The organism is Dokdonia sp. Dokd-P16 (assembly GCF_003095655.1).
Taxonomy (GTDB): domain Bacteria; phylum Bacteroidota; class Bacteroidia; order Flavobacteriales; family Flavobacteriaceae; genus Dokdonia.
Window position 1 is genome coordinate 3,233,351 of sequence record NZ_CP029151.1, and the last position, 21,230, is coordinate 3,254,580.

A 21,230-nucleotide genomic window follows, 5' to 3' on the forward strand; every position below is an offset into this window, starting at 1 on the left:
ACTTTTAAAATGCAAAACAAACTAGAATGTCTAAACAAAACATAGTTGTCCTCTCTGGAGCGGGAATAAGTGCCGAAAGCGGTTTAAAAACCTTTAGAGATGCAGATGGTCTCTGGGAAGGTCATGATGTAATGGAAGTTGCTACTCCAGAAGGATGGCGCAATAATCAAGAACTCGTATTACGCTTCTATAACGACAGAAGGAAACAACTACTAGAGGTCACGCCTAATGCCGCGCACAAAGACCTTGTGCTACTAGAAGAAGATTACAATGTCACAATTATCACTCAAAATGTAGACGACCTGCATGAACGCGCAGGTAGCTCAAATGTCATACACTTGCACGGAGAGTTACTCAAAGTACGTAGCAGTAAAGATAAAAGTGATATAAAACCATGGACAACCGACTTAAAAAAAGGGGATTTATGTGCACTAGGGTCCCAACTAAGACCGCATATAGTATGGTTTGGCGAAGAGGTACCACTTCTAGACAAAGCTGCAGAGCTTGTGAGTAAAGCAGATTTTATAATTATTGTAGGAACCTCCATGCAAGTATATCCAGCCGCTGGACTTATTGATTTTGCAAAACCTAACGCTCAGATTTATTTTATAGATCCAAAACCCTCAATAGCACAGAGAGAACGTCTTAGCATAGTTCCAGAAATAGCATCTACCGGAATTAAAAAAGTGGTTGAAACATTATTAAGACAAGCCTAATTAATGACACTATCCGAACTTTATAATGAACTAGCACATGTGAACCATACTCGCAATAAGCGCGCGCACTATGCACAGTTAGTCATAAATGAGCCTAGTCTTATGGAGATCGTTCTAGAAATTCTATTTATGATAGACGACCCTAGATCTCCTAAGGCCGGCTGGATAGCAGAGTTTGCAATTAGAAAAGAAATCAAAACCCTTTTACCTTATTTGGAGTATTTTACAAGCAAGATGCATACAGTTTATCAAGATTCCGCACTGCGACCTGTGAGCAAGATCTGTGAGGAGCTAGCCGTCTCCCATTACAAAATAATGAATCCAGAAATAAGATCTTCTCTAACTAAAATTCAAAGAGAGCGCATGACTACTACTTGTTTTGACTGGTTAATATCAGATCAAAAGGTTGCCGTTAAAGCATACTCCATGACCACACTATTTCATCTAGGAACAGAATTTGACTGGATACACGGAGATTTACTACGCATTATGGAAGACGACTACACAGCTAGTAGTGCAGCATTTAAAGCGAGATGTAGACATATCACAACGTGGATTAATAAACACCAAAAACTCAAATCATCTTGAGTAATTAATCGATATCTAGAAAATAAATCATATCTCAGTTTTTTATTGATATTTTCGCACATCTCTCTATGATGCAAAAACTACTTATCACCACAATTGCTTTACTTACCATACTACAAGTAAACGCTCAAGAAGTACAACCCTACGAACTAGAAGCTAACTATTTTTACGGAAGTATTTTAAGACATAATAAAGATGTATCCTCACTTATTACTGGACATCCCGAAGGAATTATTCTGAGTTATAATAGAAAAACCTACGGTCTAAAGGAGTGGGAACGACTCTATAATTATCCAGACTGGGGATTTACCTTTGCATATCAAGATCTCAAAAATGAAAATCTAGGAGATACCTACAATGCGCTGGCTCACTACAATTTTTATTTCTTGAACCGCAAGCTCATGTTTAGAATAGGTCAAGGTATTGGTTATACTACAAATCCCTTTGACTTAGAAACTAATGTGGAAAACAATGCGTATGGCTCTCGTTTATTTAGCGCGACACTCGTAATGCTTAACTATAAACAAGCCATCACTCCTACGCTTTCATTTCAAACAGGACTTACTTTTTTACACGGTTCTAATGGAAATTTACGAGCGCCCAACACGAGTACAAACACAATAGCTTTCAATGCCGGGATTATTTATAAAGATCAGGCCGTTCCAGATTTTATCCCAAAGGGAAAAAAAGTATCTTACAAAGAGCCTATCCATTATAATATTGCCCTAAGCGCAGGACTCAACGAGAGCGACTTTATAGGCTTAGGCAGAGAGCCATTTGCAATAATCTCTGCATATGCAGATAAGAGATTAAGCAAGAAAAGTAGTGTTCTCGCAGGTGCTGAAGCTTTTTTCTCAAAATTCTTGGACAATGAAATTGAATTTTTGTCTGTTGCATTTCCTGGACGTGGCGTAACTGCAGATCAAGACTGGAAGCGTGTAGGATTATTTATTGGTCACGAGTTACATCTCAACAATACAGCACTAATAACACATGCGGGATATTATCTTTATTATCCATATGATTTTGAAGGTAGATTTTATCAACGCGTAGGACTTAAACGCACCTTTGGTAAAAAGTACTTTGGTAGTGTGGCTGTAAAAACCCACGGAGCAAAAGCAGAAGCAATAGAATTTGGATTAGGGATACGATTATGAGTTTACAAAAACACTTATTAAATATTTTAAGTACGCTTTCGCGAAAGCGTAACACTATGCTGCAGCTACTTGTCATACTGTTATTCTCTTGCGATACAGAAAATGCAAATGATTGCCTCCAAACGGATGGTGATATCATCACTTATGAAATTGACGTACCTGTTTTTACAAAAATCCAAATGGAAGATGACATTCGGGTGCTCATAAAGCAGGGAGCAGAACAACAAGTGATTATTGAAACAGGTGAAAATCTTGTATCGGACTTAAATTTTGAAGTATCAGAAGGAACACTTGTACTACAGAACAATAATAGTTGTAATATTCTAAGGGAGTATGGACGAACACTAGTAACAATAACGTCTCCAAACATTAATTTTATAAGACAAGCATCTTCTTTTGACATAGAAAGTGAAGGAATCCTCTCCTACCCAGCTCTAACATTATGGAGCAACACAAGTCCAAATGGCGTTAACATAGATGATCCTAATAAAAACGGTAATGTGTTTTTAACTCTAGATGTACCGTCGTTAACAATATCTGCAAATGGTTCTAGCAACTTTAAAATATCCGGCAGAGCAGATCAAATGAATATCAACTTTAGTGATGAGTTTCCGCAGTTTGATGGGAGAGACTTTCTAGTAGATGATATTCAGTTTAGACACACTAGCGCCGCTGCGATGGTATTTAACCCTATAAGCAGTCTTAAAGGAACCATACGCGCCACGGGCGATGTAATTGTTGTAAACGAACCACCTTTAGTCGAGGTAGAAGTGCTATTTACGGGACAACTAATCTTTGAAGACTAAAAAGTATCTAATTGTAGAAAACATTGTATCTTTTAATCATTAATAACAATAAACTTAAATAATGGTAAAAGCAAAATATCAAAACGTTCTTGACCTAGGAGAAAAACTTAACATCCAGAACGGAGATGTAAAAGAAGAAAACGGTGTACTTCATGTAACAGGTACTGCTACAAATCAGTATGAGAAAAATCAACTTTGGGATGCAATCAAAGCAGCTGGAGGAGAAAGTCCAAGTGATATTGTAGCCGATATTAAAGTTGCAGACACATCTGTGTATGCAAAACATACAGTGGAAAGTGGAGACACTTTAGGGAAAATTGCAAAGCACTATTATGGTGATGCAATGAAGTACAAAGAGATTTTTGAAGCAAACAAAGACATCTTAAAAAACCCAGATGTTATACACCCAGATCAAAATCTTGTGATTCCAAATTTATAAGTTAACATCATTTTCTTATAGATAATTATCGATAAAAAAAGCTCCCAATTTGGGAGCTTTTTCATTTTTAGTCTAAACTAAAAAATTTACATAATTCACTTTAAATCAAATGTATAAACAAATTAACTAAAGCAATTATTTAATTATGTTTCCTATGCTAATCCTGACAAATAAGACCCGTAGAGATCATTGAAACGCATACCAGTCGTAAGCTTATATTTTGACAGCTTCTTGAATTCTACTAACCCGAAGAGTATAAATTCTTTTAAGAAATACGTATCCTCTTTTGCAATTTCAGGTTGATATTTCTTGATTAAATCATCAAGGGGTGTAATACTATCTAGCATAAGTTCGTACTCTTTATTGGTAAGCGTATCTTCTAGTTCAAAACCGCTTTGCTCAAAAAACCATGCTAGCACTTCTTCATAAGGATCTTTCTCATCATCCTTTGTGAGTTTTTCAATCTTAGGGAAATAGTCATTAAACAAAGAAGCTGTTGCATCACCTATTAAAATTTTGGCAACCTCTCCTGCTCCTTCTTGTTCCCCTTCGTAAACAAGTTCTACCTTCCCTGTAATTGCAGGAACGATTCCTAGTAGATCTGAGTAGCGTATTGTAGTTGAACTATCACCAGAAAGCAACATACGACGCTCTGCAGTACTCATTAGGTTTTGAAAAGCTGTAATACTCATTCTGGCACTTATCCCACTCTTTTCGTCTATAAACTCACTTTCACGAGCAACAAATCCTATTTCTTCAATTAAGTCTTTCACTAGATTAGGAACATGAACCTTCGTTTTTTGACGCTCGTCAAGATTTGCTTCTTGATCTGTTATGGTTCGTGCAATAGCTACTGTTTCTGGATAGTGAGTAAGTATTTGCGAACCTATACGGTCTTTAAGAGGTGTTACAATACTTCCTCTATTTGTATAATCTTCTGGATTTGCAGTAAATACAAATTGCATGTCAAGTGGCAATCTTAATTTGAATCCGCGTATTTGAATATCACCTTCTTGTAGGATGTTAAATAATGCAACCTGTATTCTAGCTTGTAAATCCGGTAATTCATTGATTACAAAAATTGATCTGTTTGCACGAGGAATCATCCCGTAGTGTATCACGCGATCATCTGCATAGCTCAGTTTTAAATTTGCTGCTTTGATGGGATCTACGTCACCTACAATATCTGCAACTGTTACATCTGGAGTCGCTAGCTTCTCTGCAAAGCGCTCAGAGCGATGAATCCATGTAATTGGAGTATCGCTGCCTTTTTCTTCAATAAGCTCCGTAGCATATCTAGAAATAGGATTAAGTGGATCATCATTAATCTCAGATCCGCCTACTATAGGCATCCACTCATCAAGTAGGTTTACCATTTGACGTGCAAGACGTGTTTTAGCCTGCCCTCTTAATCCTAGTAAGTTTATGTTATGCTTACTAAGAATAGCTCTCTCAAGCTCAGGAATTACAGTATGCTCATAACCGTGTATACCTTCAAATGTAGGCTTACCAGACTGTAATCTTTCTATCAAGTGTTCTCGTAACTCATCCTTTATGCTACGAGATATCCATCCAGCTTCTTTAAGTTGTCCTAGTGTATTTATCGTTTCGTAATTCATAGTGTTTTTTATTTCCTTTTTGTAATAGCTGCTTGTTTGAATAGTCTACAAGCAACGGTATCTCCTTTGTAACAAGTGATTATTATAGAAGTTCTTACTTAATTCTCTTTTTTCTATTAGTCTCGTAGTCTTGAAAAATCATCTCACCTAACCCTTGTAAGCCTGTAAAAAATGCTTTTCCTTGATTTGCTTCTGTAAAATTATCTACAAACTGTTGTAAATAAGGATCATTTGCTATCATAAAAGTGGTGATAGGTATATGAAGCTTGCGTGCTTGTCTAGCCATACTGTAACACTTATTTACAATATACTCGTCTAGTCCGTTAGGGTTTTTATAGTAACGACCATCCTTAAGTTTTAAACAAGATGGCTTCCCGTCTGTAATATTAAATATCTGTTTATTTGAGTTGCGCTTGCGCCTTAAGATATCCATAGCAAGATTAAGACCTGCTACTGTATTGGTATGATACGGTCCTACTTGTAAATACGGTAAGTCTTTAATTTTAATAGGCCAGGCATCATTACCATACACGATTATGTCAAGAGAGTCCTTAGGATAACGCGTGGTAATAAGCTGTGCGAGTGCCATTGCTACTTTCTTTGCAGGTGTAATACGATCTTCACCATAAAGAATCATACTGTGAGAGATATCAATCATTAACACAGTACTCATTTGAGCTTTAAAATGCGTCTCTTCTACTATAAGATCACTTTCGCGTAAGCTAAAGTCATCTGCTCCATTATTAATTTGCGCATTACGCAAACTTTCTGTCATAGATATACGCTCTAGTGGATCGCCAAAACGATACTCACGATGATCCCCAGTATGCTCATCACCTCTTCCATTTAGTTTGGAGCGGTGATTTCCCTGGGAGCTTTTTTTGAGTTTACCAAAAATTTGATCAAGAGCACGCTTTCTTATGGCACGTTCTGTCTTTTCTGTTATCGCGGTACCACTGTTACCATCGGGTTTAACCTCCTCCCGTATGTAACCTTTGTCTTTTAATTCTTGAACAAAGTCGTCGAGGGTGTAGTCCTCATTTGTTAGTTTATATTCTTTATCCAAGTCTTTAAGCCAATCCATAGCCTCATCAAAGTCTCCTGAGGTATGTGTAATTAGTTCTTGGAAAATATCGAGCAACTGATCAAATAATGATTGTTGCGGAGCATCATAGGTTTTAAAGACAAACCCACTCCTTTCTTGTTGTCTTCTCATAGCTTTATAAAAATACTACCTAATGTTCCAATAAAAAAACACCTCGCTAGAGGTGCTTCATAAATCTTTCTTAAGAAATGTGCTTATGCTTTTGGCATAATTACAGTATCAATAGCGTGTATAACACCGTTTGAAGCTGCTACGTCTGTCATTATAATAACTGACTTCCCACCTTTTGCATCCTTAATTACAACGTTTTCTCCATCCATCATTAATGTGATTTTCTGTCCCATTACTGTGTTGGTTTCAAAAGTTCCGTTGTTGGCTTTAATAGCTTCTACTACGTCTCCAGCCATATATTTTCCAGATACTACGTGGTATGTAAGAATATCAGTCAACATCGCCTTATTTTCTGGCTTTACTAAAGTTCCTACAGTTCCTTCTGGTAATTTAGCAAATGCATCATTTGTAGGCGCAAATACTGTAAATGGTCCTGTGCTAGCAAGTGTCTCTACAAGTCCTGCAGCTTTTACTGCTGTTACTAGTGTAGTAAAGTTTTCATTCCCTACTGCTACATCTACTATAGTCCCTACCTCTTCTTTAACTGGTGCTTCAATTTCCATTGTTGCCTCAGCTACTTCATTATTTACTTCAGTAGATTTCTCTTTCGTTCCTTCGGCACATGAAGCAAATAATAATCCTGCTCCTGCAACCATTAATAACATCTTTTTCATAGTAATTGGTTTTTTGAATAATTAATTTGTTCAAAGATAATTCGATTTTGTTAGACAAACCATAATACTATCTCAATTCCTTGTTAATCATTTCATAAAGATTTCAAGGGTATTAGTTATGCTTTCGCGAAAGCGTGAATAAAACCTTTACAACATAGCCCATCCATTAACATCCCTTTAAGAATTTCAAATTAGCTTTTCTTTAACTTTAGTCCCTTGACTGCAATGTCATAAAGAATCAACCAAATAATATAAAATGAAACAACTCTTCTCTCTGTTGCTACTGTGCGTCTGTACGGTAGTTTCTGCCCAAAAACTTGACATGTCCTTATTAAAGGATATGCAACCCCGTAATATAGGTCCAGGCGGTATGTCTGGCCGTGTGACTGCTATAGACGTCGTTACAGATGATCCAGATGTAATGTATGTAGGTACTGCTTCTGGTGGTCTATGGAAATCTACCTCTGGCGGAATTAAATGGGATCCTATTTTTGAAAATGAGCTTACAGCATCTATAGGAGCTGTTGCGATACAACAATCTAATCCATCTGTGATATGGGTAGGTACGGGAGAAGGTAATCCTCGTAACTCTCTTAATGGTGGTTATGGTGTTTATAAATCTCTTGATGGTGGTAAGTCCTGGAAGTCTATGGGACTTGAGAAAACAAGACATATACACCGCGTAATTATAGATCCTACTAATCCAGATATCGTTTACGTAGGCGCTATAGGTTCGCCATGGGGTGAGCATCAAGAAAGAGGTGTTTATAAAACTACAGATGGCGGTAAGACCTGGAATAAGATCTTGTTTACAAATATTAAGTCTGGTGTTGCAGATATGGTGATGGATCCTACTAACCCTAACAAGCTTATTGTTGCCATGTGGGAACACAAACGTGATCCTTGGTTTTTTAAATCTGGTGGTGAAGGTTCTGGTATCTTCATGACTCATGATGGTGGTGATAATTGGAAACAACTGAGTGATAAAGATGGTTTGCCTAAAGGCGAACTAGGACGTATAGGTTTATCTATTGCCCCAGGAAGTCCTAATGTGGTATATGCACTTGTAGAGGCAAAAAAGAATGCTCTATACCGTTCTAACGACGGTGGTTTTAACTGGAAGAAGATCAATGATAAGAGTGATATAGGTAACAGACCATTTTACTACAGTGATATTCACGTAGATCCTCAAAATGAAAATCGTGTCTTTTCTGTGTTTACATATGTAAATGTTTCTGAGGATGGTGGAAAGAACTTTGACCAACTTATGGGTGCTTATGGAGTAGATAATGGAGTACACCCAGATCACCACGCATGGTGGATTCACCCTAATAACGGGAAGTTCATGATGGATGGTAATGACGGCGGACTTAACATCACAAAAGACGGTGGGAAAACATGGCGATTTATAGGTAACCTACCTGTAGCACAGTTCTATCATATTAATGTAGATAATGAGTTTCCTTATAATGTATATGGAGGTATGCAAGATAACGGCTCTTGGAGAGGTCCTGCTTATGTATGGAAAGCTCAAGGAATACGTAATGATTACTGGCAAGAGATTTCCTTTGGAGATGGATTTGATGTAATCCCTGATCCAGATGATAGTCAGTTTGGATGGACTATGAGTCAGCAGGGATCTGTGAGTCGCTATGATTGGAAAACTGGAAATAACTACGGAGTAAAGCCTACTCATCCAGACCCAGATGTATTTTTACGTTTTAACTGGAACTCGGCTATAAACATTGATCCTTTTGATAACAGTACTATTTACTTTGGAAGTCAGTTTGTACATAAATCTACAGATAAAGGACTTACATGGGAAGTAATCTCTCCAGATCTAACGACAAACAATCCTGAGAAACAAAAACAATCAGAATCTGGTGGGCTTTCCATGGATGCTACAGGAGCAGAAAATCATACAACGATTCTTGTAATTGAGCCTTCTCCACTGGAAAAAGATATGTTCTGGGTAGGTACAGATGACGGTCGCGTACATTATACTCAAAATGGTGGGCAATCTTATACTGATGTGTCAAAAAGCCTAAAAGGGCTTCCAGAAGGAAGCTGGATTGTACAAATCAAGGCTAGTAATAAAAATAAAGGAGAAGCATTATTAGTAGCAAACGATTACCGTCGTTTCAACTATACTCCGTATGCATACAGAACTACAAACTATGGTAAATCATGGACTCGTATTGTAGATGAGAATGATGTACAAAGTTATGCACTTGCTATAATAGAAGATCCAGAAGAGAAAAACCTTCTCTTTCTAGGTACAGACGATGGTTTATATGTGTCTATAGATGCTGGTAATAACTGGCAAAAATGGACTAAAGGATTCCCTACCACTTCGGTTAAGGATCTTGTAATTCATCCTAGAGAGCAGGATCTTGTGATTGGAACTTTTGGACGTGCTGCATGGGTTCTTGACGACATAAGACCATTACGAGCGATTGCTAAGGATAGAAGTACGCTTTCGCGAAAGCTAAAACTCTTCAACCCTCCTACTGCATATGATGCCGCATACCAGCAACCTACGGGAAGTCGTTTTGGCGCAGATGCTCTTTACAACGGAGAGAATCGCGGAAGTGGTGCACAGATAGCATATTACTTTACGAAAGAAAAGCCTACAGCTTCAGATAGTTCTAAGCGCAACGCAGATGATAATGATGATATAGATAACGATGTTCCAGATGGAGAAGACACTGCTGAAATATCTGATGATGATGATAACACTACAGAAGTAAAAGATGTAAAGTGGGACTCGATTCACTTAAAAATCTACGACGGCGCACGCCAGATTCGTCATTTAAAGTGGAAAACCCCAGACAGCACTGGAATTCATAAAATGACTTGGTATATGCGTGAAGCTGGTGGAGATCGCCCTTCTCGTTCAATTAGAAAACGTAATAACGAGCCAGGAGGGGTTTCTGTAAAGCCAGGAAATTACAAACTAGTAATGCAATATGGTGATCAATCAAGTGAGTCTTCTATTGAAGTAGCAAGTGATCCTCGTTATGATGTTCCTGCTAAGGCTATTAATGATGCTTATAACACTGGAAAGCAACTGCAAGCAATGTCACAAACCGCTGCAGATGCTGTAAAACAACTAGTACAAAGCAAAACAATCGCTAGTGATTATAAGAAGATGATTAAAAAACTAGATGATGATAAAGCTTATAAAAGCGAACTCAAATCAATAGGAGAAATGACTAAGCGTATTGATGAGGTTATTGCTCTTTATATAGGGACTATAGATAAAAGACAAGGAATAACTCGCAATCCAGAGATCACGGTAATGAACCGTATAGGATCTGCAAGTGGCTATGCACGTAGTCGCCCTAATGGACTTACATCTACAGAGACTACGTTAATATCGCATGCTCGTAATGAATTACAAACTGCGCTAGATAAAACAAACACTTTCTTCTCAGAGGAGTGGGCTCCTTTTGAGACTACACTTAAAGCAATGAATGTAAGTGCATTTAAAGAAATTAAAACCTTTACCTTAGACTAATGAAAAAAGAAATCATTTTAATAGTGCTTACCATAATTATGACAGCTAGCCTTACCGCGCAAAATCGCGGTGAGGACAAGCTAGGATCATGGGGTATGCTCTTTACTACAAATCAAATCTCAGAAAAATTAAGTATACACGCAGAGGCGCAGTATCGTACTTATGAGTTTGGAACCAATTTTAATCAGTTGTTATTGCGTACTGCTTTAAATTATCATATTTCTGAGAATGCTATGGCATCTTTTGGCTATGGATATATCACTACAGACACCGCTTTTGAGGAGTTTGACGGTGAGAAGAATGTAACTGAAAATAGACTTTATGAACAATTTGTATTAAAAAACTCATTAGGTAATTTTAAATTCAGTCATAGGTACCGTTTAGAGCAACGGTTTATCAATAGGCCTTTTGGTGAGAACACGACAGAGCATAGAGCACGTTACTTTTTACGAGTAACCTATCCTCTTAATGACACTTGGTTTTTAACGGCTTACGATGAGGTTTTTATTAATCTGCAGAATGACTTTTTCGGTCAAAACCGTTTATATGGTGCTGTAGGGTATAATTTCAACAAGAATGTGAGCACGCAAGTGGGCTATCTTAAAAATGATTTTGCGGTAGATACCTACGATCGTTTTCAAGTAGCACTGTTTATCAAAACAGATTTAAGAAAGAAAAAAGGGTGATATTATTCACATAGTATTGAAAAACCTCAATCTTATGATTGGGGTTTTCTTTTTTACGCTTTCGCGAAAGCGGAATAGAAAAATATGATAAAAGCGTAAAAATTATCAAGAACAACCTCTTTAACTTACTAAGTAGCCGTAATAATCGTACATTAAAATCTTTAAAGATAGGTTGCTCGATTTCCTTCGACAGAAGGGCTACAACCATTCAACTAATAACTTATTATGAGATCAAGCAAAATAAATTTTACAAACGCACAAGGAGAAGTATTATCTGGTAAACTTGATTTACCAGCAAATCAAGATCCTCATAACTTTGCCATTTTTGCACATTGCTTTACTTGTACAAAAGATTTTAGCGCAGTGCGCAATGTGAGTCGTGCTTTGGCTTCACAAGGATTTGGAGTACTTCGATTTGATTTTACTGGCTTAGGAGATAGTGATGGAGATTTTGCTGACACTAATTTTTCAAGCAATGTAGATGATCTTATAAGCGCTGCAGATTTCCTTGCCAAAGAATATAAAGCTCCCTCCCTACTGGTAGGTCACTCGCTAGGAGGTGCTGCTGCAATTTTTGCTGGAGGCAAGATTGACACTATAAAAGCCGTTGCAACTATAGGCGCTCCTAGTAATCCTGTACACGTTCAAAAACAACTGGGCGCTCAGTTAGCTACGATAAGAGAAAAAGGTCAAGCTCAGGTAAAACTTGCAGGCCGTGACTTTACGTTCAAAAAACAGTTTATAGACAATCTTGAAGAAAATTCATGTGTAGAAGCTGCTCGCAATTTGCATGAAGCCTTACTTATACTACATTCACCGCAAGATGATACCGTATCAATTAAGAATGCAGAAGAGATTTACCTTGCAGCACATCACCCTAAAAGTTTTGTGACTCTTGATGGCTCTGAGCATTTATTAATTGATAAGGAAAATGCTTCTTATGTAGGAAAAATAATTGCTGGATGGGCTGCCAGGTACATCCCTACACCAGATGAGGCTTCCATAAGCACTACACACCAAGTGGTCGCAAGTCTAGATGCCGAAGATGGATTCTCTACTCTTCTTAAGCTTGGAAGCCACCACATGAAAGCAGATGAGCCTGTGCGTGTAGGAGGAAATGACTACGGCCCTACTCCTTATGAATTACTAGCAGGAAGCTTATCTGCCTGTACTGCGATGACTATACAGATGTACGCCAAGCGTAAAAACTGGCACATTGAAACTGTAGAATGTCATACGAGCTACTCAAAGACACATGCAGAAGATTGTGCTGTTTGTGATGAGAGTGATACAGCAGGTAAAATAGACACTTTTCATCGTGAGATTAAAATCATATCAGATCTTGATGAAAAACAACTTAAGCGCATTTTGCAAATAGCAGATAAATGTCCAGTACACAAAACATTGCACAGCGAGACTCAAGTTCTTACTAAATTAGTATAAAATAATTACGCTTTCGCGAAAGCGTAACACTATTGAAAACATTAGAAGTTCGAAAGGGATACCATATCCTTTTCGAACTTTTTTTATTGCCTACGTTATCAAATTGTAAATTACTTACGATACACGCAACGCAAAGGAGATTCATGCATCTAGTTATAAACTACAACATTATGAAACACGTATGTATCCTACTACTCGTATCTTTCTCTCTACTGAGCTGTGTCACAGACAGAAGTAGTGATGATATAGATACTATTGGTCTATTATCAAACTACGATGCGATTACTCTTGATCGTCCCACTTTTGAAGCAAGTGTCACTCTTGAAGACGCAAGAAACATCATCAACTCAGGTAAAATTTATGTCATTAATGATTTACTCTTTGTCAATGAAAAGAATGAAGGTTTTCACGTTTATGATAATGAAGATCCACAAAACCCTACGGCCCTAGCTTTTATTAAAGCTCCCGGAGCTACAGATCTCGCTATTAAAAACAATGTGTACTACATCAATCAAGCTGTAGATCTCATAGCAGTTACTTATGATAAACTTGATGCAAATCTGGTTGTCACAAAACGCATACGCGATGTGTTTCCCGTAAAAATATCACCAGACGGATTTATTCCAGATGTGGAGGACGGAGCTATAATCATTGATTACGAACTTCAAAACTAAATCACGATGAGAACATACATATTTATAGTAGTATTTGCAATCGTTTCATTGGGATGTAGTTCTGATAGTAATGAAAACAGTAATTTTAATAGTGTGGACAGTGTAGGTCAAGGCGGATCACTTGCGACTTTTGTCATTAAGGGAGATTATCTTTATACGGTAGATAACGAAGATCTTAATGTATTTAATATTACTACAACTACAGATCCTGTCCTTGTCAATACAGTTCCTATTGGATTTGACATTGAGACTTTATTCAGTTATAAAGATTACCTCTACATAGGTTCTCGCAACGGGATGTTTATTTATGACGTAAATAATCCAGAATTTCCTGTACAATTATCATCTGTGCAACATTTTACTTCTTGTGACCCTGTTGTAGCAAATAGCACCTATGCTTTTGTAACGCTATGGAGTGATTTAGGCTGTGGTGGTTTTGTAAATCAGCTAGAGATTTATAACGTATCTGATGTACTTAACCCTATGCTTGTTAATATTCGCCAACTTACATTCCCAAAAGGTCTTGGACTTTATGGTGACTACTTGATAGTATGTGATGATGAGATAAAAATATTTGATGTAACAAACCCAGCCGAGTCTGTGTTAGTACATAGCATTGATAGACTGGCATTTGATGTCATTATTCAAGGCGACTTACTTATTGCTGTAGGAGAAAGTGGCGTTTTTCAATACGCACTAAATGCTCAAGATATTACAGATACACCAGCACTTAGCACCATAAGTATCTAAAAGGTTTTATAAATGTTTAGTATTTCTTAGCTAACCTTGGTATCTTAGAGGTTATTAAACACTAATCACAAAATTTAAAATTATGAAATTGAAGTATATTACGCTAGCAATACTAGCTACAGCAACTCTTGCAAGTTGTAAGAAAGACGTAAAAAAAGTTGAAGAAGTTGAGGAAGTGACAGTAGAAGTAGAAGCTCCTGCAGCACCCGTAGCTCAAAAAGTTATAATGAAGCTAGAACCTAAAAGCGATAGCAAAGCTACTGGGAGTGTTGTTTTTAAGGAAGAAGATGGCCAAGTAAGCTTTACAGCTGTTATAGGTGGTCTTGATGAAGGAATGCATGCAATACACATCCACGAGAGTGCAGATTGCTCTAGCGCAGATGGCTCATCGGCTGGAGGACACTGGAATCCTACTAACGAGCAGCACGGTAAATGGGGCGCAACAGAAGGTTTCCATAAAGGAGATATAGGAAACTTCCCAGCAGACGAAAGCGGAAATGGAACGATCACTATGAGTACAGATCAGTGGTGTATAGGTTGTGGAGATCCTAAAAAAGATATTGTTGGAAAAGCTATTATTGTACACCAAGGAACAGATGACTTTACATCTCAACCTAGTGGTGCAGCTGGAAAGCGTATTTCTTGTGGTGGGATTATTAAATAAGACTACAGATTAATTTATAGTAAAGCCTCACCGTTCCGGTGAGGCTTTTTTATGTGCTGCTGTGACCATATTAATCCGCATTTACATGCATTGGAAACTCATCTACACAATTGCAAAGCAAATATCACTCGCTATAAATGAGATGTTGAACAGCTTCCATTACATACATATCTCTATGGTTGATGATATAAACTTGTATATTTCGCTACACATAACGCATCGTAAACAGGACAAGCTATACTTAATAAATATGGGTAATTAGAAAATATCATAACGCAAAAAAGCCCTCGCAAATGCGAGGGCTTTTATTATAGTAAGTTCGTTTGATAAGATTACTTCTTAACTTCTACAGCAGATTTTTTTAAGGCCTGACTCATCTCTATAGATAGAGCAGATCTCTCAAATTTCATTTTACCTGACATTGTTTCCAATACACAAGTACCGTTATCATTAAGCTCAAGGATTTTACCGTGTAACCCACTTTTTGTGATCACGCGATCTCCTTTGGCAAGATCTTTATCAAAGTTCTTTTCTTGTTTGAGTTTCTTACGTTGTGGTAATACAATAAAAAATACTATAAATACCGTAAAGAGTAAGAGTGGGCCTAGTATGCCCTGCATTCCTTCGCCCATAGTGCTTATTTAGCTGCTCCTGCAGCAGGGTTTACAAATGCTTTGATAAGTACAGTTTCTGTCCCTTTCTCAGTGTTTGCTTTGATTGTAACCGTTTTAGTTACTTGGTTTGCACCACTACCGTTATATTTTACAAGTAATTCTCCTTTTTCTCCTGGAGCTACTGGATTTTTAGAATATTCTGGTACAGTACAACCACAAGAGCTCTTTGCATCTACAATTACTAATGGTGCTTTACCAGTGTTTGTAAATGTAAATTTGTGCTCTACAGTTGTTCCTTTTTCAATGTTTCCAAAATCAAATTCAGATTCATCAAAAGCAATAACTGGATATGTAGTAGCTTGTGCATCTCTTGCTGCAGCAACTTCTACATTTTCTTCTTTTACTTTGCTAGCTGCATCTTCCTTACATGAAGTAAATACCATAGCCGAAAGTACTCCTAATACTAATAAACCTTTTTTCATTGTTGTTTTTTTATTAAATAATGATATGTAAAAATAAGAAAATTTAATTATTTTAAACCTCTACCCTCTTTCTTTAACCTTTTTTCTGACTCGTACTGTTTTACAAGCTTGTCAAGTATTCCGTTTATAAAAATACTACTCTTAGGGGTTGAGTATTCCTTTGCTATCTCAAGGTACTCATTGATAGTCACTTTCACCGGAATGGTAGGGAATTTTAAAAATTCGCAAAGTGCCATTTTTATCAACACCATGTCTACATCTGCTATACGTTCTTTATCCCAATTAGGCGTATTTGCTGAAATTTCAGAAGACAAGAACTCTTCATTTGCAACAGTTTTCTCAAGTAAGGTAGTTCCAAATAGTAAATCCTCATCATTCTTAAAGAGCACTGGAAGCAACATAGATTCTGGAGATGCAGGTTTCATCTTCCCTATACGCTTTAATACAGCCATGTTTACCATAGGGATATCATCTATCCAAGTAAGACGAGCATCCTCGATATAATCATATAGCTTATCATTAGGAGCGATAATCTCTGTGTAAGCCGCAACAAGGAATTTTTTATCTAATTTAAAATCAGCTTCCTCTTGTTCCATGTAAGAGGCATATAATTCACTATTTATAAGCTCGTTATAAATGAGAGTTACATACTCATCATTCATTCTCCAGTTTTTGAGTTTACGCTTACTTACCTCGTCGCGTAGCTCTGCATTGTCAGCTAATTTGACAAGCACTTGGTTCTGAATAAACTTTGTGTTCGGATTTTTTTCTTCTTCGGTTGCTAGAATCTTTTTAGAGAATTTTTCTTGTTCCGCTTTCGCGAAAGCGTGAACCTCCACCATTAAGTCTAGCATTAAGAGATACAGATTGTACATCTGGTTCATACTCTCTACTGTAAATTTATCTTCTTGTTGAAGATCAAAATGCTCCTTACTACCTAGTGCGTAGATGGTTTGCATTACTTTGACACGGATATGGCGTCTGTTTAACATAGCGACAAAGAACTTTTAGTTTGGTTATAAAATGAAAAACGATCATTTTTAAAATCGGTGCAAAAATACAGTATTTCTAAAAGTATCTCCATGTTTTATGGATTATGTTACACTAAAATTTGGCTCGCATAGGTCTTAAAAAAAACCGACCTTAGCGGTTCAAAAAAACTGCACAATATCGCCATGGGCGCACTACAATCATTAAACAAATATTTCTTACGCTATAAATGGCGTCTTATCGCTGGATTTTTCATTGTTATTGCTGCAAGATTCTTTGCAGTTTTTAATGTGGATATCGTAGGTGACATCATAAACGACGTAGAGATTTATATCAATGCTGGAGAAGATAATCTTCCTGGCCTTAAAAAATCGATGCTCTTTAAACTGGGCTTACTACTAGGAGCAGCATTACTTTCTGGGTTTTTCACCTTCTTAATGAGACAGCTCATCATTGTAGTCTCTCGTTATATAGAAGCAGATCTTAAAAATGATGTGTACCAGCAATACCAGCGACTCAGCTTAGGTTTTTACAAACAGAACAGAACCGGAGATCTCATGAACCGCATCTCTGAGGATGTAACTAAAGTACGTATGTATGTAGGACCTGCAATCATGTACCTCTTACAAGCACTTGTTTTATTTGCTGTGGTAATACCGTATATGGTGAGAATGGCTCCTTCCCTAGCCGCCTACACACTTATCCCATTACCTATATTGTCTATTGCTATTTACAAACTAAGCCGTGCAATACATGTAAGGAGTACGATCGTTCAAGAGTATCTCTCAAAACTTACTACATTTACTCAGGAATCCTTTAGCGGGATATCTGTGATTAAAGCTTACACGCTTGAAGCAAACACCTTTAAAGATTTTGCTCAACTTAGTGAAGATAGCAAAGAGAAAAACTTAGATCTTGTAAAGGTACAAGCCTTCTTCTTCCCTCTTATGATAGGATTAATAGGTGCTAGTAACCTTATTGTAATCTTTGTGGGAGGACAGCAATATATAGACGGCACCATACCAGATTTAGGTACACTAGTAGAGTTTATAATGTATGTAAATATGCTGACCTGGCCTGTTGCTACTGTAGGATGGGTAACATCAATAATTAAAGCTGCAGAAGCTTCACAAATACGTATTAATGAGTTTCTAGAAATAGCACCTCAAATTCAGAATACCGCAAGTAACCATACGCCTATTACAGGTGCTATCGAATTTAAGGATGTTACATTTACCTATGACGACACAAATATCACGGCCTTAAAGAATGTATCTTTCTCTATTAATCCTGGGCAGACCCTCGCTATTATAGGCCCTACAGGTTCTGGAAAGTCAACAATTCTTGAGCTTATAGGTAGATTATATGACGTTACGAGCGGCGTTATTGAAATAGATGGTCTTGCTATGAAAGCTATTCATCTTGATGATTTACGATCAGAAATAGGGTATGTACCTCAAGATGCGTTCTTATTTTCTGATACTATAGGAGAAAATATCAAGTTTGGTGATACAGACGCAAGTGATGAACAGGTTTACGCTTTCGCGAAAGCGGCATCTGTACACCACAATATCATTGATTTCAAAAATGGTTATGATACCATTCTAGGAGAACGAGGAATCACTCTTTCTGGAGGTCAAAAGCAGCGTGTATCTATAGCAAGAGCGCTTATAGGTAACCCTAAAATATTACTTCTAGATGACTGTTTAAGCGCAGTTGACACCGAGACAGAAGAAGAAATACTTAACAATCTAGAGAAATTAACTGTCGATACTACGACCATCATCGTGAGCCATAGAATATCATCTGCAAAAAATGCTGACCAAATTCTAATTATCGAAGATGGAAAAATAACGCAGCAAGGCTCTCATAATCAACTAATAGAGAAAGAGGGATACTATAAAGAACTTTACGTAAAACAACTAGACGAAAAAGAAATGTAGAAATAATTGGGCAATGGCTAATTTTTTATCATTTTTGAAGTAGATAAACACAATCCAAACAATAAGGAATATTATGAGTGATTACGAAGGACGTGACAATGAAGAGATTTTCTCAAAAGTATTAAGAGCAGGAAGACGCACTTACTTTTTTGATGTAAGATCTACGAAGGCAGGAGATTATTACCTTACCATTACAGAGAGCAAGAAGTTTACAAATGATGATGGATCTTTCCATTTTAAGAAACATAAAATCTACTTATATAAAGAAGACTTTGCAGGTTTTACAGAAAACTTGAATGATATGACTTCATATATTCTTGATGAAAAAGGACAAGAAGTAATATCAGACCGTCACCAGAATGATTACTCGCGCCCAGAGCCAACAGAAGTTGTAGACTCAGGAGCTGTTTCTTCAGAGAAGCCTAGTAGCATGAGTCCAGACAAGTTTACAGATGTAAGCTTTGATGATATTTAAAAGATTAAATTACTTAAAATCTATAAATACCACCTCTCACGAGGTGGTATTTTTTTTTTGCTAGTCTCTTATGAAAATTACTTCTTGAGGTCTCACACTATCTGTTTCTAGCGTGAGTTTTACTTCCTTATCTAAGCTCATTAGTACCACAAGACCATACATAATATTATCTTCCATATACGTTCCCATCACAACGTATGTTCTCGTATCAAGATCTATTGACGTATTTATAATATTGATCCCTCGACCCGTTTCTTCAAAAATTCTATTTATTAAATCTGTACTATCATAAGTTATAATAGTATTTGTTTCGTAGGAGTACAAACTAGAGACAATCCCATCAAACTCCTTAAAAATCATCTCATTTTGAGAAAACTGCGCTTCATTAAAGCCATCACTTATACTTAATCCCAACGGAAATGAAGTAAGCTCGCTAGTAGTAAAAGTATTTATATCAAGAACAACATGAGACACTGCGTCACCATTAAAATTAAAGAGATACATCTCATCTCGCACATCATTATACATAAAACCACCATACTCACTTACATCTATAACACCTAAGCGCTCGCCATCTATTGCGCTATTTACATAGAGATTACGCACTCCCGTAAAAGTATCTACAGCTATGGCAAAAGATCTATTACCGCTGGCAAAGACATTAAATTGAACAGGCGCTATATCTGCGTTACCTATATATGACTCTGAAGACGCTCCTGATAGTTGATTATAACTATGAACATATATATCACAACAAGTACTAGTAGCATCTAGATAATAGGTGAGTAAACCTTGATCTGCATTAACGGTGTAAAAATTATTTGTAGCATTCTCAGGAGTAAAAAAATCTGTTATACTTCGCATACCACCTGTAGCCACATCATAAAATACATAAGATGTAGTTGGAAAATCAAGGGCAAATGCAAGTTCTGTTCCTACAGTGTTTTGCAAAAATCCAAACTCAAATCCAATCGTTTCTTGAAGATCTGTAATCATCTTATCCTCATATGATGCCGTCCACTCCACTAAGTTAAAGCTTGCCCCAGTAGTAAGATCATCCCCAATTATGGCTATTACAGGTAATGTTATTTGCTCTTCATCATTAGTTGAAGAAAATGTGTCATCATTATCGCAATTTATAAATGCGACACATGTGAGTATGAAAGAGAACCTGGTTAATAGCTTCATTTTTTTCTAAAAGGTACTTATTAATTTTTAACAGCGATCACTTCTATCTCGATTTTTGCACCTAGAGCTAGTGCTTCGGCAGCAAAGGTTGTTCTAGCTGGCTTTTGAGGGAAATAAGAGCTATACACTTCATTAAATGCTTTGAAGTCTTCTATATCATCAAGTATTACTAATGCCTTCACAACATTACTCATATCCATATCATGCTGAGCTAACACCTCTTTTATGTTTTCAAGAGTTTGCGTTGTTTCGGCAGTTATTCCACCAGGTACTAGTGTGCGGTTTTTTTGATTTAAACCTATTTGACCAGAGAGAAAATACATCTCGCCTACTTGTACTACGTCAGAAAAAGGAGCGTCTTTCTTTGTGATCTCGTGAGACTTATGAAAGACAGGTTTTTCATTAATTTCAACCTTGGTTTCTGGTACTGGTCTCGTAAGAGAATGTCTTTCTTGACAAGACAAAAGAAGTATTAGACACGCGGCGAATAAGGAAAGTCTTTTCATATAGATTGTTTTTTAGACAATAAATGTACACATAGATGAGAACCTTTTTTAAGGATTACGTATTTTTAAACTTTTAGATT

Annotated in this window: 21 protein-coding genes; 13 read left to right on the top strand and 8 right to left on the bottom strand. The window is 37.0% G+C overall.

The features are described from left to right. Positions 1-26 precede the first annotated feature (26 nt). The 5 genes from DCS32_RS14370 to DCS32_RS14390 all read left to right on the top strand — a co-directional run bounded on the left by DCS32_RS14370 (position 27) and on the right by DCS32_RS14390 (position 3,706). Entirely contained in the window at positions 27-716 is a 690-nt protein-coding gene (locus DCS32_RS14370; protein ID WP_108878912.1) for an SIR2 family NAD-dependent protein deacylase, read from the top strand. 3 nt (positions 717-719) lie between these two features. Next, positions 720-1,304, top strand: coding sequence for an adenylosuccinate lyase (locus tag DCS32_RS14375; RefSeq protein ID WP_108878913.1), 585 nt, complete (start codon positions 720-722; stop codon positions 1,302-1,304). Positions 1,305-1,372: 68 nt separating this feature from the next. Next, positions 1,373-2,461, top strand: coding sequence for an acyloxyacyl hydrolase (locus DCS32_RS14380; protein ID WP_108878914.1), 1,089 nt, complete (start codon positions 1,373-1,375; stop codon positions 2,459-2,461). Further along, entirely contained in the window at positions 2,458-3,267 is an 810-nt protein-coding gene (locus DCS32_RS14385; RefSeq protein ID WP_108878915.1) for a head GIN domain-containing protein, read from the top strand. Before DCS32_RS14380 ends, DCS32_RS14385 begins: the two co-directional genes overlap by 4 nt. A gap of 61 nt (positions 3,268-3,328) precedes the next feature. After that, positions 3,329-3,706, top strand: coding sequence for a LysM peptidoglycan-binding domain-containing protein (locus DCS32_RS14390; RefSeq protein WP_204161783.1), 378 nt, complete (start codon positions 3,329-3,331; stop codon positions 3,704-3,706). 152 nt (positions 3,707-3,858) lie between these two features. Here the strand turns inward: DCS32_RS14390 and DCS32_RS14395 are convergent, their stop codons facing one another. From DCS32_RS14395 to DCS32_RS14405, 3 genes are all read right to left on the bottom strand, one after another. Continuing rightward, a complete protein-coding gene (locus DCS32_RS14395) occupies positions 3,859-5,325 on the bottom strand; it encodes a sigma 54-interacting transcriptional regulator (RefSeq protein ID WP_108878917.1) in 1,467 nt (488 codons plus the stop codon). 94 nt (positions 5,326-5,419) lie between these two features. Continuing rightward, positions 5,420-6,541 carry a vWA domain-containing protein gene (locus tag DCS32_RS14400; RefSeq protein ID WP_108878918.1) on the bottom strand — a complete coding sequence of 374 codons (1,122 nt, stop codon included), beginning with the start codon at positions 6,539-6,541 and terminating at the stop codon, positions 5,420-5,422. An 83-nt stretch (positions 6,542-6,624) separates the two neighbouring features. Beyond that, entirely contained in the window at positions 6,625-7,215 is a 591-nt protein-coding gene (locus tag DCS32_RS14405; protein ID WP_108878919.1) for a fasciclin domain-containing protein, read from the bottom strand. A gap of 256 nt (positions 7,216-7,471) precedes the next feature. Here DCS32_RS14405 and DCS32_RS14410 point away from each other — a divergent pair, with 256 nt between their 5' ends. From DCS32_RS14410 to DCS32_RS14435, 6 genes are all read left to right on the top strand, one after another. Then, positions 7,472-10,735 (top strand): WD40/YVTN/BNR-like repeat-containing protein, encoded by a 3,264-nt coding sequence (locus DCS32_RS14410; RefSeq protein ID WP_108878920.1) that lies wholly within the window; start codon positions 7,472-7,474, stop codon positions 10,733-10,735. Then, a complete protein-coding gene (locus tag DCS32_RS14415) occupies positions 10,735-11,421 on the top strand; it encodes a DUF2490 domain-containing protein (protein WP_108878921.1) in 687 nt (228 codons plus the stop codon). Before DCS32_RS14410 ends, DCS32_RS14415 begins: the two co-directional genes overlap by 1 nt. Before the next feature lie 225 nt (positions 11,422-11,646). Next, entirely contained in the window at positions 11,647-12,864 is a 1,218-nt protein-coding gene (locus DCS32_RS14420; RefSeq protein ID WP_108878922.1) for a bifunctional alpha/beta hydrolase/OsmC family protein, read from the top strand. Positions 12,865-13,034: 170 nt separating this feature from the next. Continuing rightward, positions 13,035-13,538, top strand: a complete 504-nt coding sequence (locus DCS32_RS14425) for a hypothetical protein (RefSeq protein WP_108878923.1) — start codon at positions 13,035-13,037, stop codon at positions 13,536-13,538. 6 nt (positions 13,539-13,544) lie between these two features. Next, positions 13,545-14,288 carry an LVIVD repeat-containing protein gene (locus DCS32_RS14430; RefSeq protein ID WP_108878924.1) on the top strand — a complete coding sequence of 248 codons (744 nt, stop codon included), beginning with the start codon at positions 13,545-13,547 and terminating at the stop codon, positions 14,286-14,288. 82 nt (positions 14,289-14,370) lie between these two features. Next, entirely contained in the window at positions 14,371-14,952 is a 582-nt protein-coding gene (locus tag DCS32_RS14435; RefSeq protein ID WP_108878925.1) for a superoxide dismutase family protein, read from the top strand. 332 nt (positions 14,953-15,284) lie between these two features. On the opposite strand, the gene yajC is transcribed toward DCS32_RS14435, so the two are convergent. Genes yajC through DCS32_RS14450 form a run of 3 tightly spaced genes read right to left on the bottom strand, consistent with a single transcriptional unit; the run spans position 15,285 to position 17,007 of the window. Beyond that, the gene (gene yajC, locus DCS32_RS14440) at positions 15,285-15,584 is read right to left on the bottom strand and encodes a preprotein translocase subunit YajC (protein ID WP_013752057.1); all 300 of its coding nucleotides are present in this window, start codon (positions 15,582-15,584) and stop codon (positions 15,285-15,287) included. A gap of 5 nt (positions 15,585-15,589) precedes the next feature. After that, the gene (locus DCS32_RS14445) at positions 15,590-16,048 is read right to left on the bottom strand and encodes a DUF1573 domain-containing protein (RefSeq protein WP_108878926.1); all 459 of its coding nucleotides are present in this window, start codon (positions 16,046-16,048) and stop codon (positions 15,590-15,592) included. 47 nt (positions 16,049-16,095) lie between these two features. Further along, a complete protein-coding gene (locus tag DCS32_RS14450) occupies positions 16,096-17,007 on the bottom strand; it encodes a transcription antitermination protein NusB (protein ID WP_239057529.1) in 912 nt (303 codons plus the stop codon). A gap of 216 nt (positions 17,008-17,223) precedes the next feature. On the opposite strand from DCS32_RS14450, the gene DCS32_RS14455 reads away from it, so the two are divergent. Then, the gene (locus DCS32_RS14455; protein ID WP_108878928.1) at positions 17,224-18,981 is read left to right on the top strand and encodes an ABC transporter ATP-binding protein; all 1,758 of its coding nucleotides are present in this window, start codon (positions 17,224-17,226) and stop codon (positions 18,979-18,981) included. 73 nt (positions 18,982-19,054) lie between these two features. After that, positions 19,055-19,456 (top strand): PUR family DNA/RNA-binding protein, encoded by a 402-nt coding sequence (locus DCS32_RS14460; protein ID WP_108878929.1) that lies wholly within the window; start codon positions 19,055-19,057, stop codon positions 19,454-19,456. A gap of 60 nt (positions 19,457-19,516) precedes the next feature. Here the strand turns inward: DCS32_RS14460 and DCS32_RS14465 are convergent, their stop codons facing one another. Together DCS32_RS14465 and DCS32_RS14470 are read right to left on the bottom strand one after the other, a co-directional pair. Beyond that, entirely contained in the window at positions 19,517-20,644 is a 1,128-nt protein-coding gene (locus DCS32_RS14465; protein ID WP_108878930.1) for a hypothetical protein, read from the bottom strand. A gap of 20 nt (positions 20,645-20,664) precedes the next feature. Continuing rightward, a complete protein-coding gene (locus DCS32_RS14470) occupies positions 20,665-21,150 on the bottom strand; it encodes a RidA family protein (RefSeq protein ID WP_108878931.1) in 486 nt (161 codons plus the stop codon). Positions 21,151-21,230 lie beyond the last annotated feature (80 nt).